General features: G+C 29.0%; 15 protein-coding genes, 1 pseudogene and 1 riboswitch. Of the genes and pseudogenes, 4 read left to right on the forward strand and 12 right to left on the reverse strand.

Features of this window, described 5'->3' with window-relative positions; genetic code table 11:
• Positions 1-183, reverse strand: a pseudogene (locus tag BUA77_RS10250) (transposase zinc-binding domain-containing protein); the annotation flags it as partial.
• 270 nt (positions 184-453) lie between these two features.
• Between BUA77_RS10250 and nuoE the strand changes: the two are divergent.
• The 3 genes from nuoE to BUA77_RS10265 are packed head-to-tail and all read left to right on the forward strand — an operon-like array spanning position 454 to position 4,675.
• Positions 454-975, forward strand: coding sequence for an NADH-quinone oxidoreductase subunit NuoE (gene nuoE / locus BUA77_RS10255; protein ID WP_072889858.1), 522 nt, complete (start codon positions 454-456; stop codon positions 973-975).
• A 54-nt stretch (positions 976-1,029) separates the two neighbouring features.
• The gene (locus tag BUA77_RS10260; protein ID WP_072889860.1) at positions 1,030-2,916 is read left to right on the forward strand and encodes an NADH-quinone oxidoreductase subunit NuoF; all 1,887 of its coding nucleotides are present in this window, start codon (positions 1,030-1,032) and stop codon (positions 2,914-2,916) included.
• Between the two features lie 16 nt (positions 2,917-2,932).
• On the forward strand, positions 2,933-4,675 hold the full coding sequence (locus BUA77_RS10265; RefSeq protein ID WP_072889863.1) for an NADH-dependent [FeFe] hydrogenase, group A6: 1,743 nt from the start codon (positions 2,933-2,935) through the stop codon (positions 4,673-4,675).
• Between the two features lie 234 nt (positions 4,676-4,909).
• On the opposite strand, the gene ribH is transcribed toward BUA77_RS10265, so the two are convergent.
• The 6 genes from ribH to BUA77_RS10295 form a co-directional block, all read right to left on the reverse strand.
• Positions 4,910-5,371, reverse strand: coding sequence for a 6,7-dimethyl-8-ribityllumazine synthase (gene ribH / locus BUA77_RS10270; RefSeq protein ID WP_072889864.1), 462 nt, complete (start codon positions 5,369-5,371; stop codon positions 4,910-4,912).
• A 2-nt stretch (positions 5,372-5,373) separates the two neighbouring features.
• Entirely contained in the window at positions 5,374-6,585 is a 1,212-nt protein-coding gene (locus tag BUA77_RS10275) for a bifunctional 3,4-dihydroxy-2-butanone-4-phosphate synthase/GTP cyclohydrolase II (protein WP_072889865.1), read from the reverse strand.
• Between the two features lie 26 nt (positions 6,586-6,611).
• Positions 6,612-7,262, reverse strand: a complete 651-nt coding sequence (gene ribE / locus BUA77_RS10280; RefSeq protein WP_072889866.1) for a riboflavin synthase — start codon at positions 7,260-7,262, stop codon at positions 6,612-6,614.
• Between the two features lie 2 nt (positions 7,263-7,264).
• On the reverse strand, positions 7,265-8,374 hold the full coding sequence (ribD, locus tag BUA77_RS10285) for a bifunctional diaminohydroxyphosphoribosylaminopyrimidine deaminase/5-amino-6-(5-phosphoribosylamino)uracil reductase RibD (protein WP_408645644.1): 1,110 nt from the start codon (positions 8,372-8,374) through the stop codon (positions 7,265-7,267).
• Between the two features lie 101 nt (positions 8,375-8,475).
• Positions 8,476-8,593: riboswitch (FMN riboswitch) on the reverse strand.
• Positions 8,594-8,721: 128 nt separating this feature from the next.
• Positions 8,722-8,913, reverse strand: a complete 192-nt coding sequence (locus BUA77_RS10290; RefSeq protein WP_072889868.1) for a hypothetical protein — start codon at positions 8,911-8,913, stop codon at positions 8,722-8,724.
• A gap of 194 nt (positions 8,914-9,107) precedes the next feature.
• The gene (locus BUA77_RS10295) at positions 9,108-9,302 is read right to left on the reverse strand and encodes a hypothetical protein (RefSeq protein WP_072889869.1); all 195 of its coding nucleotides are present in this window, start codon (positions 9,300-9,302) and stop codon (positions 9,108-9,110) included.
• Positions 9,303-9,473: 171 nt separating this feature from the next.
• On the opposite strand from BUA77_RS10295, the gene BUA77_RS10300 reads away from it, so the two are divergent.
• Positions 9,474-10,223 carry a peptidylprolyl isomerase gene (locus tag BUA77_RS10300; protein WP_072889870.1) on the forward strand — a complete coding sequence of 250 codons (750 nt, stop codon included), beginning with the start codon at positions 9,474-9,476 and terminating at the stop codon, positions 10,221-10,223.
• Between the two features lie 38 nt (positions 10,224-10,261).
• Here the strand turns inward: BUA77_RS10300 and BUA77_RS10305 are convergent, their stop codons facing one another.
• The 5 genes from BUA77_RS10305 to BUA77_RS10330 form a co-directional block, all read right to left on the reverse strand.
• A complete protein-coding gene (locus tag BUA77_RS10305; RefSeq protein WP_072889872.1) occupies positions 10,262-11,500 on the reverse strand; it encodes a cation:proton antiporter in 1,239 nt (412 codons plus the stop codon).
• Between the two features lie 250 nt (positions 11,501-11,750).
• Positions 11,751-12,194, reverse strand: coding sequence for a MarR family winged helix-turn-helix transcriptional regulator (locus BUA77_RS10310; protein WP_072889875.1), 444 nt, complete (start codon positions 12,192-12,194; stop codon positions 11,751-11,753).
• Between the two features lie 40 nt (positions 12,195-12,234).
• On the reverse strand, positions 12,235-13,311 hold the full coding sequence (locus BUA77_RS10315) for an NAD(P)H-dependent flavin oxidoreductase (protein ID WP_072889877.1): 1,077 nt from the start codon (positions 13,309-13,311) through the stop codon (positions 12,235-12,237).
• Positions 13,312-13,495: 184 nt separating this feature from the next.
• Positions 13,496-14,383 carry an ABC transporter permease subunit gene (locus BUA77_RS10325; protein WP_084605709.1) on the reverse strand — a complete coding sequence of 296 codons (888 nt, stop codon included), beginning with the start codon at positions 14,381-14,383 and terminating at the stop codon, positions 13,496-13,498.
• Between the two features lie 12 nt (positions 14,384-14,395).
• Positions 14,396-15,211: a transporter substrate-binding domain-containing protein gene (locus BUA77_RS10330; RefSeq protein ID WP_072889879.1), complete on the reverse strand. Its 816-nt coding sequence runs from the start codon at positions 15,209-15,211 to the stop codon at positions 14,396-14,398.
• Between the last annotated feature and the right edge of the window lie 430 nt (positions 15,212-15,641).

Raw genomic sequence — 15,641 nt, forward strand, 5'->3', positions numbered from 1 at the left:
ACTTTCCATGCATTCTAAACACATATACTCTGTATATCCCTTTTCTAGCCTCCCACAGTCCATTGCTTTTTCAACTGTTTCTATAACATCTGCCCTTATTACCTTCGGAATTCTTTTAATTTTTTTCTTTAAAAAGTTTTGCCAATTATCTTGCAATATTTTTTTTAATGTTACTTTAGTCATCTCTTCATCTCTCTTTTTTCAATACTTATACATATATTTTAGCAAGTTTTCCACAGATTTTGAAATTTTATAATTTCCTACTTAATATTAATAAATATATTTTTCTTAAGTTTTCTATTATTTGTCTATACGAGTTTAATGAATATTAATGTTTGTTGAATTTTTATTCATAAAATCATTACCAAAATATATTTTTTATAGTATAATATAATAAATTTAATTTTCTGAATTTTTTAAAAATGATTTATTTTTAACAAAGGGGGTTATTAAATGTCAAATGGGCTTTTAGGGAAAGAAAAATTTGAAAAACTTGAAAAATTTATTTCTAGTATTCCTAATAACGAAGGAGCTTTAATTGAAGTATTACATAAAGCTCAACATATATTTGGGTACCTGCCTAAAGAAGTTCAACTATTTATAAGTGAAAAATTAAATCTACCATCCTCAAAAGTATTTGGAGTAGTAAGTTTTTATTCTTATTTCACAACTAAGCCAAGAGGCAAATTTGTTATTAATGTTTGCTTAGGAACAGTATGTTTTGTTAAGGGTGCAGATAAGGTAATGGAAGAATTTGAAAAACAACTTGATATTAAATGTGGTGAAACTACTTCTGATGGTAAATTTACTCTAGAAGGATTACGATGTGTAGGTGCCTGTGGTCTTGCACCAGTAGTGGTAATCAACGATAAAGTTTATGGTCACGTTACAAAAGAGGATGTATCTAAAATATTATCAAATTATAAAAATATAGATAAAAAAGAAAATAAAGAATTAGCAGAAAATTTAATGTAATTTTTTTAATAAATAGAAAATATATTTATTCATACAGATTGGAGGTAACTACTTATGGCTAAAATAAAATCTTATAAAGAGCTTATTAAGCTTAACGAAAAATTAAAGCCTATATTAGCTTTGAGAGAACATTATGAAGATTATACAACTAAAATTTCTGATACAAAAGAAATTCTAGTTTGTGGTGGAACAGGTTGTCATTCTTCAGAAAGTGATAAAATAATTGAAAATCTAAAAAAACATATTAATAATGCAAATATTTCGGATAAAGTAAAAGTTTCTTTAACAGGATGTTTTGGATTTTGTGCTAAAGGGCCTATAGTAAAAATATTTCCTGATAATGTTTTTTATGTTCATGTATCACCTGATGATGCTGGAGAAATTATCAATGAGCATATTATAAAAGGAAATATTATTGAAAGACTTCTATTCGAAGAACCTACTATACGAAAAAAAGTTACAAAACATGATGAAATGTCTTTTTACAAGAAGCAAATGCGCATAGCTCTTAGAAATTGTGGACTTATAAATCCAGAAGATATTAATGAATATATAGCTGCCGATGGATATATGGCTCTTGGAAAAATATTAACTTCCATGTCCCAAGATGAAGTTATTGATATAGTCAAAAAATCTGGGCTTAGGGGTAGAGGTGGTGCAGGATTTCCTACAGGTAAAAAATGGGAGTCAACTAAAATAGCAGTATCTAATCAGAAGTATGTAATTTGTAATGCAGACGAAGGAGATCCTGGAGCATTCATGGATAGGTCTGTTCTTGAAGGAGATCCTCATTCTATTTTGGAAGCCATGGCTATTAATGGTTATGCCATAGGTTCTAATAAAGGCTATATATATATTCGTGCTGAATATCCTCTTGCAATTCATAGATTACAAATAGCAATAAATCAAGCAAGAGAAGTTGGTGTTCTTGGAAAAAACATATTTGGAACAGGATTTAATTTTGATATAGAGCTTAAATACGGTGCAGGTGCATTTGTATGTGGTGAAGCAACTGCTCTTATTCATTCTATTGAAGGAAATCGAGGAGAACCTAGAATGAAAACTATAAGTTCTTCTAAAAAAGGGTTATGGCAAAAACCTACTTGTGTAAACAATGTAGAAACTTATGCTAATATTCCTGCAATAATAAATAAAGGAGCTAGTTGGTACAGTTCTATAGGTACTGAAAAATCTAAAGGTACAAAAGTTTTTGCACTTGGTGGAAAAATAAACAACATAGGTCTTGTTGAAGTTCCTATGGGAACTACACTCAGAGAAATTGTATATGAAATCGGCGGTGGAATTCCTAATGGAAAAGAATTTAAAGCTGTACAAACAGGAGGCCCTTCTGGTGGATGTATCCCTCCAAAGTTTTTAGACACTCCTATAGACTTTGACTCATTAAATGCTATAGGATCTATGATGGGATCAGGCGGAATGCTTGTACTTGATGAAACTGACTGTATGGTTAATATAGCTAAATTCTTCCTTGAATTTACTGTTGAAGAATCTTGTGGTAAGTGTACTCCTTGTCGTATAGGAAATAAACGTTTGCACGAAATACTTACAAAGCTTACAGAAGGTAAAGGTACTAAACAAGATTTAGCTGATTTAAAAGAACTTGCTCAAACTATTAAAGATACTTCTTTATGCGGTCTTGGTAAAACAGCACCAAACCCTGTTTTAAGTACAATGAAATATTTTATGAATGAGTACGAAGAACATGTTAATGATAAAAAATGCTCTTCTGGATCATGTCAAGCACTCCTTAACTATTTTATTACAGATAAATGTATAGGTTGCACTAAATGTTCAAAACTATGTCCTGCTAATGCTATAACTGGTAAAGTAAAAGAACAACATACCATAAATCAAGAAAAATGTCTCAAGTGCGGAGCTTGTTTAGAAGGTTGTAAATTTGATGCAATAATAAAAAAATAGTCTGTGAGGTGATAAAATGAATTTAGTAAATTTAACAATTAACAATAAAAATATAGCAGTTCCTAAAGGAACTACAATTTTAGAAGCTGCAAAAGCTTTAAATATTAAAATACCTACTTTATGTCATCTTGATCTTCACAATATTAAAATGGTAAATAAAGTTGCTTCATGTCGTGTTTGCGTAGTTGAAGTTGAAGGAAAGAAAAACCTTCTACCTGCATGTGCAACTCTTGTATCTGAAGGTATGATAGTACGAACTGATACACTAAGAGCAATTAAGGCTCGTAGAAACATTATAGAACTTCTTTTATCTAACCACCCTCAAGATTGCCTACTTTGTGAAAAAAATACAGATTGTGAACTTCAATCCCTAGCTGCTGAACTTGGAATTCGTGAAATCAAATATAAAGGAGCCTCTTCAAACCACGGTATTGATAAATCAAGTTATTCAATTGTCAAAAACTTGGATAAATGTATTCTATGTAGACGTTGTGAAACTATGTGTAGCGAAGTTCAAACAGTAAGCGTATTATCTGGAGTTGATCGTGGATTTGAAACAATTATATCTCCTTCTTTTTATAATCCTATGCATGAAACTTCATGCACATTCTGTGGTCAATGTGTAGCCGTATGCCCTACAGCAGCATTAACAGAAGTTAATAATATTTCAAAAGTTTGGGATGCTTTAAATGACGATAAAAAAATAGTTATAGTTCAAACAGCACCAGCTGTAAGAGTTGCTTTAGGAGAAGAATTTGGTATGCAACCAGGAGAACTTGTAACAGGTAAAATTGTATCCGCACTTAGAAGTTTAGGGTTCAATAAAGTTTTTGATACTGATTTTGCAGCAGATTTAACTATAATGGAAGAGGCATCTGAACTTGTATATAGAATCAAAAACGGCGGAAAACTTCCAATTCTTACAAGCTGCTGTCCTGCTTGGGTTAAGTTTTTTGAACATCAATTCCCAGAGCTATTAGATATACCTTCATCTTGTAAATCTCCACATGAGATGTTTGGAGCAATTGCTAAAACTTACTTAGCCGATAAAATGAAAGTAAATCCTAAAAATATAGTAATAGTATCTATAATGCCATGTGTTGCTAAAAAATATGAAGCAGCTCGTCCTGAGCTTACTCATGAAGATATGAAAGATGTAGATATTGTTATAACTACAAGAGAATTTGCTAAAATGATAAGAGAAGCTGGAATTGATTTTAATTCTCTTAAAGACGATGTATTTGATAATCCTCTTGGAGAGTCTACAGGAGCTTCTGTAATATTTGGTACAACAGGAGGAGTTTTAGAGGCAGCTCTTCGTACTGCTTATGAATGGATAACACATGAAACTTTAGAAAGTGTAGAGTTTAATGAACTTAGAGGAATGGATGGAATTAAAGAAGCTACTATAAAAATAAATGATATGAATATAAATGTAGCAGTAGCAAGTGGTCTTGGTAATGCTCGTAAAATATTAGAAGACATAAAATCAGGAAAGTCAAATTATCATGCAATTGAAATAATGGCTTGTCCCGGTGGATGTATAGGTGGAGGCGGTCAACCTTATCACCATGGGAATTTAGAAATAGTTTCAAAACGAGCTGAAGGTCTATATAAAGAAGATAGGTCTAAAAACCTTCGTAAATCTCACGAAAATCCATATATCCAAAAATTATATAAAGAATTTTTAGGTGAACCTTATGGTAAAAAAGCTCATGAACTTCTTCATACACATTACTTCAAGAGAGAAAAGATATAAAAATATATTAGTTAAATTTATTAAATAAAAAAGTCTTTATTCTAAAGATTTTACAATGTAGACTTTTTTAAAATTTCATAGCGCCAACGAATTCTAACGAATTCCGTTGCTTAAAACTCATAACGGAATTTATATTTATCCACAATTTAAATAGGAATATAATTTCCTATTCGTTATAATAAAAGCCGGTATTATTTTTCTAAAATTAATAAGAAAAATAATACCGGCTTTCTACTAAAATTTTTTTAATAAGTTTGCCATTTCTATAGCTGTTACAGCAGCTTCATAACCTTTATTACCAGCTTTAGTACCTGCTCTTTCAATAGCTTGTTCTATAGTGTCTGTAGTAAGTACTCCAAATATAACAGGAACCTCTGTATCTAAAGATACATTTGCAATTCCTTTTGAAACTTCACTAGATACATAATCAAAATGAGGAGTAGCACCTCTTATAACAGCTCCAAGACATATAACTGCATCGTATTTTTTTGATTTAGCCATTTTTTTAGCAACTAAAGGTATTTCAAAAGCTCCTGGAACCCAAGTTATTTCAATATCATTTTCTTCAGCTCCATGGCGCTTAATTGCATCAATAGCACCAGATAATAATTTTGATCCTATAAATTCATTAAATCTTCCAATAATAATACCCAATTTCAAACCCTTAGCAATTAAATTTCCTTCATAAATCTTCATTTTTATTCATCCTCCTTAAAATTTAACATATGTCCTAATTTTTCTTTTTTTGTTTTTAAATAATAAAAATTTCTTTCATTATGATTCATTTGTATTGGAACTCTATCGACTATTTCTATACCATAACCTGATAATCCACATAATTTTTTAGGATTATTAGTCATTAATTTTATTTTTTGTACTCCTAAATCTAATAGAATTTGAGCACCTATTCCATAGTCTCTCATATCTTCTGGAAATCCTAATGCTAAATTTGCTTCCACAGTATCCATACCTTTATCTTGAAGAGCATACGCCTTTAACTTATTAATAAGACCTATTCCTCTTCCTTCTTGACGCATGTATACAAGCACTCCTCTACCTTCATCATTTATTTTTTTCATTGCAGCAGAATACTGCTCACCACAATCACATCTTAATGAACCAAAGGCATCGCCTGTTAAACACTCTGAATGAACTCTAACCAAAGCAGGCTCTCCATCAGATACATTTCCTTTCACAAGAGCAATATGATGTTCACCATTTAATTTGTTTTCATATCCAACAATTTTAAAATCTCCATATTTTGTAGGCATATTAGCCTCTGTTACTCTTTTTACTAAAATTTCATTTTTTCTCCTATATTCTATTAAATCAGCTATTGTAATAATTTTAAGATTATGTTTTTTTACATATTCCATAAGGTGAGGAACTCTAGCCATAGTTCCATCTTCATTCATAATTTCACAAATTACTCCAGCAGGATAAAGTCCAGCAAGCCTTGCCAAATCTACAGCAGCTTCAGTATGCCCAGCTCTTTTTAATACTCCTCCTTCTTTTGCCTTAAGAGGGAATATATGACCCGGTCTTTTGAAATCATTAAAAGTAGATTTATGGTCTAAAGCCTTACGTATTGTAATAGCTCTTTCATATGCAGATATACCTGTAGTAGTCTCTATTGCATCAATAGATATAGTAAATGCAGTTTCATGTGTATCTGTATTATTAGAAACCATTTGTGAAATATCAAGTTTTCTAAGTCTTTCTTCAACTATAGGCATACATATAAGCCCCCTGCCATATGTAGCCATAAAGTTTATAGCTTCAGGAGTTACTTTTTCTGCTGCCATAAGTAAATCTCCTTCATTTTCCCTATCCTCATCATCTACAACTACAATCATTTTTCCTTGTTTAATATCTTCTATAGCTTCTTCAATAGTATTAAATTTGTTCATATTTTCACCTCACATTTTTATAAAGTCTATATAAAACCATGCTGACTTAAAAAATCAACATCGATATCTTTTTTTAGTTTTGAATCCTCTTTTAATAACAAAAATTTTTCTATATATTTACCTATCACATCACACTCTAAATTCACTTCATCTCCTATATTTTTTATCAAAAGAGTAGTTTCATCTTTTGTATGTGGTATTATAGAAACCTTGAATATATTGTCATCAACATAAGAAACAGTTAAGCTTACTCCATCAATAGTTATTGATCCTTTATATACAATGTATTTTAATATATCAGAAGATGTAGATATTGATATCCAAGTTGCATTTTCTTCTTTTTCAAGACTAGTTATAATTCCTATCCCATCAATATGTCCACTAACTATATGTCCTCCTAGCCTATCCCCTACTCTCAATGCCCTTTCTAAATTAACCTTACTCCCCCTTTTTAAATTTTTCAAATTACTTTTTCTCATAGTTTCAGCCATAACATCTACGCAAAATTTATCATTATTATATTCAGTTACAGTAAGACATACTCCATTAGTACTTATACTATCTCCTAACTTCACATCATATAATATTTTTTTTGCTTTAATAATAATTTTTGCACTTTTAGAACCTTTAGTAATAGACTCTACAGTACCTATTTCTTCTACAAGTCCTGTAAACATAATTACTCCCTCTTTCTTATGTATCCTTGTATCATAAAATCATCTTCAAATCTTGACATTTCTAAATCATATAATTTAAAAGCATCTTTAACATATTCTTTTCCTTGTCCACCAACTGGAGTTTTTGCATTAATTCCTCCTAAAATCTTAGGGGCTATAAAAAAAATTACTTTATCTACAATCCCTTCATTTAAAGCACTATAATTTAATGTACTTCCACCTTCTAAAAGAATACTATCTATATTTATTTTTCCTAGTTCTTTCATTAAATAATTTAAATCTACTTTATTATCTTTTATTGGTGTTACAATTACATCTAAACCCATTTCTTTAATAGATTTAATTTTATTTTTATGAGCAATCTCTGTTGTAGCTATTATTGTATTTCCCTCTAAATTTTTATTAAGTACATTAGAATCAAGTGGAATTCTACCTTTGCTATCTACTACTATTCTTGTAGGACTATTTCCTTTTTTATCTTCTAATCTAGTTGTCAATTGCGGATTGTCCATAAGTACAGTTTCAATACCCACCATTATTCCAGAAACTCTATGTCGAAGTTCATGCACATATTTTCTAGAAAATTCATTTGTAATCCATTTTGAATCTCCTGTATAGCAAGCTATTTTACCATCTAATGTCATAGCTGTCTTGAGGATACAAAAAGGAACTTTTTCAGTTATGTACTTTATAAATATCTCATTTAATTTTTTAGCTTCTTCTTCAAGCACACCATATATAACTTCTATTTTATTTTCTTTGAGTATTTTTATACCTTTACCTGATACAATAGGATTTGGATCTTTCATTGCTATTACAACTTTACTTATACCTTTTTTAACAATTTCCTGTACACATGGAGGAGTTTTTCCATAATGAGAACAAGGCTCCAATGTTACATACATAGTAGCTCCTTTTACATCTTCAGTAGTATTTTTAAATGCATTTATTTCCGCATGAGGTCCTCCGTAAAATTGATGATACCCCTCTGAAATTATTTTTCCATCCTTAACAATTACTGCTCCTACAAGAGGATTAGGATTTACATAGCCTATTCCTAATTTTGCTAATTCCAATGCACTTTTCATATAATTAACATTCAAATAAATCACCTGCTTTAAATAAAATAAAAGCCCTAAGAATATTATTCCCAGGGCTTTATTTGCATATAACAAAATATATTATATCCATATAAAATACATTATGGATATAATTATTCCTTCTTTCATCCAGACTTTACTGTCGGCCTTGGAATTTAACCAAGTCTGCCATAAATATGGCTCGCGGGCTGTACCGCCGGTCGGGAATTTCACCCTGCCCTGAAGGACTTAATATTTATTTAATTTTATATAAGAATCCTAACATGTTTTCTCTTAGTTGTAAAGATATTTAAAAAAATAAACGTAAATTTTATTTTAAATGATATCCAAATATCATTATTAAAGATTATTATGTAACCTTAATTATTATCTTTAATCAGGCTTAATTTCCTTAATAAACAATTTCCCTTTTTCCCATAATTTTCAATATAATGTTCTACTAATTGTTCTAATAAAACTAAGTTTTCCTTATCCCTACTATTAGCATTATTTATTTTTTTTGATATTTCATTAAACATTAAAAAATTTGATATAATATCTGTATTTTTCATATTTCACCCTCCTATAATCGTTATAGGAGTATTATTGTCTATATGTTTACTATTTAATCTAGATTATTTCTTTTTGTTTTTATCTTAATAATTGTAAACTTTACAAATAGTAAAAAATAAAACTACCTTGTTAATTTCAAACAAGGCAGTTGTCTACAAACTAATATTACCTCTTTCTAAGGTTATTTTTATTTTCATTTCCCTTTATTTTTTCTATTTAATTTACTCATTGTTTTTTTACTATATTTACTTTCTCCCATGGCTGCTAAATTAACTTTATTTTCTGTGTCATAACTTTGTATCCCAAGTTCACTAGCCATTTCTGACATCATTGAATTTGCATTTTTTCTTCCCCTTGGAACACCATTTCTATTTTTTTGTCCTTTCATAATTAACCCTTCCTTTTCCTCTTTTATTTTTATTTTATAAAAATATCAAAATTTAATTCTAGGAAAAGTTTGGATTTATATTATCAACTTATCTATTTTTTACATCGTTGGACATAATTCATTTTTTTTGTTATTATGTGAAAGAATAAAATTATAAAGGAGAGTTTATTTATGGAGAAAAAAGAAGTTTTAGCTGTAGTTGGTAAAAAAGAAATAACACAAAATGATCTTGATTCAGCTCTTAATAGTCTTGGTCCTCAAAGAGCTATGCAATTTAACTCTGAAGAAGGAAGAAAAAAATTATTAGAAGATTTAGTTAATCAAGAATTATTTTATTTAGATTCAATAGAAAATAAAGTTGATGAAGAAGAAAGCTTCAAAGCTGAAATGGAAAAGATTAAAGAAAATTTCTTAAAACAATATTCAATCAATAAATTATTAAGCAGTGTAACAGTTGAAGAAAATGAAATAAATGATTTTTACAATAACAACAAAGCACAATTTAAAGCTCCAGAAAGTGTAAAAGCAAGCCATATTCTTGTAGAAGAAGAGTCTAAGGCTGAAGATATATTAAAAGAATTACATAATGGTCTTTCATTTGAAGATGCTGCTAAAAAATATTCTAAATGCCCTTCAAATGAAAGAGGTGGAAATTTAGGATACTTTGCAAAAGGACAAATGGTTCCTGAATTTGAAAAAACAGCTTTTGATATGAAAAAAGATGAAATTAGCAACCCTGTAAAAACTCAATTTGGATATCATATAATAAAAGTATATGATAAAAAAGAAGAAGAAATAAAACCACTTTCTGAAGTAAGAAATCAAATAGCCCAACAAATATTATATACAAAACAACAAAGTGTATACTTTACAAAAGTAAATGAATTAAAAGGTAAATACGAAGTAAAAATTAACTTATAATAAAATAAAGTAAAATCCTCTTAATTGAGGATTTTACTTTATTTTTTATCATATTCTAGAACATTTAATTTTTTTGCAACTATTTTAGTTGTACTTGCTTGAACTCCTAAAGTTATAAGTATTGCCATGAATACAACTGATGATAAAATTCCTTTATTGTCTATATTCATACTCATAATCATTCCAGATAAAGCTGCTGGAATAACTCCTGTTTCCCTTACCCACATCATAAAAAGTATTTCATTAAATTTCCATTTTGTTTTTCTATCTAATAACGTACAAATTAGCACAGATACAGGCCTTACTATCAAAATTAATGCTAATACTACTAAAAAAGCTTCTTTCCAATATTTAGCCAAAGATATAAAATCGACATGAGTTCCTAACAATACAAATATAGCTATTCTCATTATAATAGCAAGAGTTTCTCTCACATGAGTTTGTATTTCAAAATCTTTACTAGGAACCCATAAATTAAATGTTTTTTTATTTCCACAAACTAATCCTGTAACAAATGTAGCCATATATCCGCTACCATGTATTTTTTCAGCTAATATATACGCTAATATTACTCCAACAATAGAAACCAAAGGTGCAAATTCGTGAAACAATCCTAATTTACCCTCTGATATAGAAATTGAAAACAGCATTCCAACTAACACACCAACAAAAACTCCACCTAATATCATAACAACTAGTTCTTCTAAGTTATGAGTTAAAGAAATTTTTCCTGATTGAATTATTGTTAATATAGAAAATACAAGTATCGCCCCTGCTGCATCATTAAAAGCAGATTCACTTATTACAGTTTGTTTTAATTTATCTTTAATAGTAATTTCTTTAAAAACAGGAACTAAAGTAGCAGGATCTGTTGAAGCTATTACCGATCCTATTAAAAGTGCATAAATAAATGAAATATTAAATATCTTCATTGATATAAGTCCTATACTAAAAGCAGATATTGCAACTCCAATAGTCGCTAAAAGTCCTACTGTTATTTTTACATTATTTAAAATCTTTAATTTTATTTCTCTACCACCATCATACAGAATATAGGCAGAACCAAAGGTTAGTATAAGGTGATTTGCAATAGGATAAGAGTCAATACTTGCTAAATTAAGTACAGATGGCCCTATTATAATACCTGCAATTAAATACAAAACTACATCTGGTAATTTTACTATTTTGCTTATTTTCGAAAAAATCATCCCTGTCATCAAAATTATTGCAGATAATGTTAATACATCATTTACTGCTAATACTGTTACATTTTCCATATAATTCACCTCAATATAATTGTATAGTAGTTGCTAATTGCTTGAATAATTATATATCATGTGTAAAAAATATAAAACCTGTATTTATTTTTATATTATGTCCTATTTTTTTAATTATAGTTATTATGTTTTATTTAACTCATCATTTCATAGTTATTTTCAATTTATCTGCTTATTTTGCATTATAGTTATATTTGACAAATAAAAAAATCTATGTTTACCACATAGATTTTTTTATAAAATATTTACTTTACCTATTATTCTCTTTAAAAAAATTGCTTACATTTTTTAATGATTCTATAAGTATATCTTGCTCATTTTTATTTAATCCACTAATCATATTTTTTATAATTTCATAATGAAAATCTTTATGAGTATTATAAACAGATTTACCTTTATCTGTTAATTGAATTTGTACAATTCTTCTATCATCTTCTACTTTTATTCTTTTTACATACCCCTTTTTTACCAATCTATTAATAGAGGTTGTAAGTGTTCCTACGGTAATATTTAAATCTATAGCTACTTCAGACATTTTTTTAGGTTTATTAATACCAATAGCATTGATTGTACGTACCTCAGTAATAGATAAATCTTTAAATTTGCCATGGCTAAACATCTTTTTTTCAACATTTGTTATATCATAAAAAATATCTACCAAAAGCTCATTTAATATTTTAATATTTTCACTCAATTTTACCACCACTTTGAATTAAGTTTTTATAAAACAATATTTATTCCAAAGCTAGCTGTGCCTCACTAAGTAATTTGCTCATAAGTTCTTTAACCGAAATAATTTCATCAAGTTTATATGCATTACTTCCACTAAAAATCAATCCATTATCTACATCACCTTTTACTGCATCTATAAGAGCTTCAGTTATACAATAAGGTGTCGTCTTGGGATTACAAGTAACAATACATCTATAACATTTTTTTATTGGTATATTTCCTAATTTAGTTTTTTCAACAAACTTATTGTTAATAGCTCTACCAGGAAGACCTACAGGACTTTTGATTAATTTAATATCTTCTTTTTTTGAATTTACATAAGCTTTTTTATATTCTATATCTGCATCACACTCATGTGTAGCTACAAATCTTGTTCCCATCTGAACTCCAGCTGCACCTGCTTTAATGTATTTTGCTATATCAGTTCCATCAAATATTCCCCCAGCAGCAATGACAGGAATATCCTTTTTATATTTTTCTTTAAAAGATTTTAGACTATCTATAACATCCTTTACTACTTTAACTAAATCTATATTTTCTGATGCATCTAGTTCCTCCATTGAATAACCTAAATGACCACCTGCTTTAGGACCTTCAACAATAACCAAATCAGGTATATAATTATATTTTCTATCCCATAACTTTGAAATTAGTGCTGCTGCTTTTCCCGAAGATACAATTGGAGCTATTTTTGTTTTAGAACCTTTAATCATTTCAGGTAAATTTTTTGGTAATCCTGCTCCAGAAATTATCAAGTTGATTTTTTCTTCTACTGCAGCCATAACCATTTCTTTATAATTTTCCATGGCAACTAAAAAATTAACACCTATAATTCCATTAGGACTAAGTTCTCTTGCCCTTTTTATTTCCCTTTTTAGAGCTCTAATATTTGCCTCTTTATTGTTTGTTCTAAAATCTTCTTCTTCAAATCCTATTTGCGCTCCTGATATTACTCCAATACCTCCTTCATTAGCTACAGCTGCAGCTAATGAAGATCTTGAAACCCCAATTCCCATTCCACCTTGAATAATAGGTATTTTTGCTATTAATTCTCCTATATTAAGAGATGGTAATCTCATAAATTCAGCTCCTTTATATTTTTTGATTATCAAATACTTTGATAATCAAAGTATATATAAAATATAGCTCTAAGTCAATAAATATTTTTCTAAAAATCTATATATTCTAATATATTTAAAAAGGGGCTTACCTAAAATGATTTTTCAAATCATTTTAGGTAGCCCCTTTTAACACAGTTAATATTTATAAAACTTTACTTAAAAAATCTTTTGTTCTTGGATGTTTTGGACTTTCAAATATTTCTTTAGGAATTCCCTTTTCTACTATATTTCCTGAATCCATAAAAATAACTCTATCTCCTACTTCTTTTGCAAAACCCATTTCATGGGTAACAACCACCATAGTCATTCCCTGTGAAGCTAATTTTTTCATAACATCTAAAACTTCTCCAACCATTTCAGGATCTAGGGCTGAAGTTGGCTCGTCAAACAACTTAGAAAGTGTAAATGTCATAATAAAATATATAATAGCTGCAACAATTAGTGGTTCAAAAGGTTGAAATGTATTTCCTCTTACAGTATCTGCATTATACATAACCTCAGGTATTCCTATTATAGATGCTATTGAAGATTCTTTTATAACTACTATAAATTCATTTCCAAGAGCAGGTAATATATTTTTAAAAGCCTGAGGAATTATTATATATCTCATAGCCATATTATGAGGCATTCCTAATGATCTTGCAGCTTCCATTTGTCCTTTATCAATAGCTTGTATTCCTGCACGAATTATTTCAGCTACATAAGCTGCACTATTTATAGATAATGCAACAACTCCTGCCATAAAAGCTGGAAATTCACTTCCAAAAGCAGGTACATCAGGAAACTTTATACCTATCTTTGGAAGCCCAAAATATACAATAAACAATTGTACAAGTAACGGTGTTCCTCTTATAAATTCTATATATGCTGTAGATATAATATTTAAAAACTTATTTTTAGATAGCTTCATTAATGATAAAAACATACCAAGAAATACACCAATACATACAGAAAATGCTGCAAGAAGAATTGTATTTTTAGCTCCATTTATAAAAAACATATAATACTTATTTAAAAAAGAAAAATCCAAAATTCTCACTCCCTAATCAATCATTTCTATAGCCTGTAATACAAATTTATCTATACTTTTCTCTTTAATCAATCTATCAAGAGTACTATTCATAGATTCCACTAAATCCTCATTTCCTTTTTTAATAGCTATAGCAGAACCTTCTTCTTCATCTTTAAATTCTATATCTGTTAAAATAATATCTTCATTTTTACTTGCGTATGCATCTGCAACAGGAACTTCTACTATCACAGCATTAACTTTACTATTTTTCAACTCAAGCATAAGATCAGATACTTTACCAAGAGATTTAACCTTAGCTTCAGGAATTTCATTAGTAGCTATTTGTTCTTGAATAGATCCTTTTTGAACACCTATTTTCTTTCCTTTTAAATCATCTATTGACTTAATTCTATCTTTATCTTCAGTTTTAACTACTACTGCTTGAACAGCATTATAATAAACTTTTGTAAAATCTACCTTTTGAGCTCTTTCTTCAGTTGGAGTCATTCCAGCTATAACGAAATCTACATTTCCAGAATCTAATGCTGCAAGTAATCCATCAAATTTCATATCCTTTATTTCAAGCTTCACCCCTAAATCCTTTGCTATTTCTTTTGCTATTTCTATATCAAACCCAACAATTTCATCTTTTTTGTTTACTTCTTTATGAAATTCATACGGTGGATAATCGGCACTTGTTCCAACTACTATTTTTCCTTCTTTTTTTATCTTTTCTATTTTTGATAGTTCTTTTTCTTCTTGAGTGTTTTTACATCCTACAAATACTATTCCTACACATAAAACCATTATAATAGCTATTATTTTACTAATATTATTTTTTAACATTTTAATTTCCCCTCTCTTGTTTTCTTATTCATTTTTTAATATCAAAATATACTTTAATAATTTAAACAGATAAAGCGTTTAGATTTACAAGTATCCTCTTAAACTTCACCTCCCTCTATATACTTTTATTTTCTCTTAAATACTCTCTATTTCTTACAATTTCATAAATTGATAGATATATTTTTTGGATATAACTTCAACATATTCAATTTTATGGATATAGAAATGTATAACCCCAGAAAATCAGTGTTTTTACCAAAATATTACTGGAATTAATCCACTAATTTCATGGCGACGTACCCTCCCATGTCTCACAGGATCAATGTCCCTAAATTCCTTCGTTCAGTCTATCCATGATGTGGTATCAGCTATGCTCCTTTGCGGGGTCAAATGCCCTAATGGTTAATATATCTGCTGAATTCCTAGCTAT

It is taken from the genome of Tepidibacter formicigenes DSM 15518, from assembly GCF_900142235.1.
Lineage (GTDB): Bacteria > Bacillota > Clostridia > Peptostreptococcales > Peptostreptococcaceae > Tepidibacter > Tepidibacter formicigenes.

What these genes read in the sequence shown, in the direction of transcription:
- BUA77_RS10305 (WP_072889872.1), bottom strand. Translation starts at nt 11,500, where the DNA reads ATGGAAAATGTAACAGTATTAGCAGTAAATGATGTATTAACATTATCT.
- BUA77_RS10300 (WP_072889870.1), top strand. Translation starts at nt 9,474, where the DNA reads ATGGAGAAAAAAGAAGTTTTAGCTGTAGTTGGTAAAAAAGAAATAACA.
- BUA77_RS10315 (WP_072889877.1), bottom strand. Translation starts at nt 13,311, where the DNA reads ATGAGATTACCATCTCTTAATATAGGAGAATTAATAGCAAAAATACCT.
- BUA77_RS10275 (WP_072889865.1), bottom strand. Translation starts at nt 6,585, where the DNA reads ATGAACAAATTTAATACTATTGAAGAAGCTATAGAAGATATTAAACAA.
- BUA77_RS10260 (WP_072889860.1), top strand. Translation starts at nt 1,030, where the DNA reads ATGGCTAAAATAAAATCTTATAAAGAGCTTATTAAGCTTAACGAAAAA.
- BUA77_RS10295 (WP_072889869.1), bottom strand. Translation starts at nt 9,302, where the DNA reads ATGAAAGGACAAAAAAATAGAAATGGTGTTCCAAGGGGAAGAAAAAAT.
- BUA77_RS10330 (WP_072889879.1), bottom strand. Translation starts at nt 15,211, where the DNA reads ATGTTAAAAAATAATATTAGTAAAATAATAGCTATTATAATGGTTTTA.
- ribE (WP_072889866.1), bottom strand. Translation starts at nt 7,262, where the DNA reads ATGTTTACAGGACTTGTAGAAGAAATAGGTACTGTAGAGTCTATTACT.
- BUA77_RS10290 (WP_072889868.1), bottom strand. Translation starts at nt 8,913, where the DNA reads ATGAAAAATACAGATATTATATCAAATTTTTTAATGTTTAATGAAATA.
- BUA77_RS10265 (WP_072889863.1), top strand. Translation starts at nt 2,933, where the DNA reads ATGAATTTAGTAAATTTAACAATTAACAATAAAAATATAGCAGTTCCT.
- nuoE (WP_072889858.1), top strand. Translation starts at nt 454, where the DNA reads ATGTCAAATGGGCTTTTAGGGAAAGAAAAATTTGAAAAACTTGAAAAA.
- ribH (WP_072889864.1), bottom strand. Translation starts at nt 5,371, where the DNA reads ATGAAGATTTATGAAGGAAATTTAATTGCTAAGGGTTTGAAATTGGGT.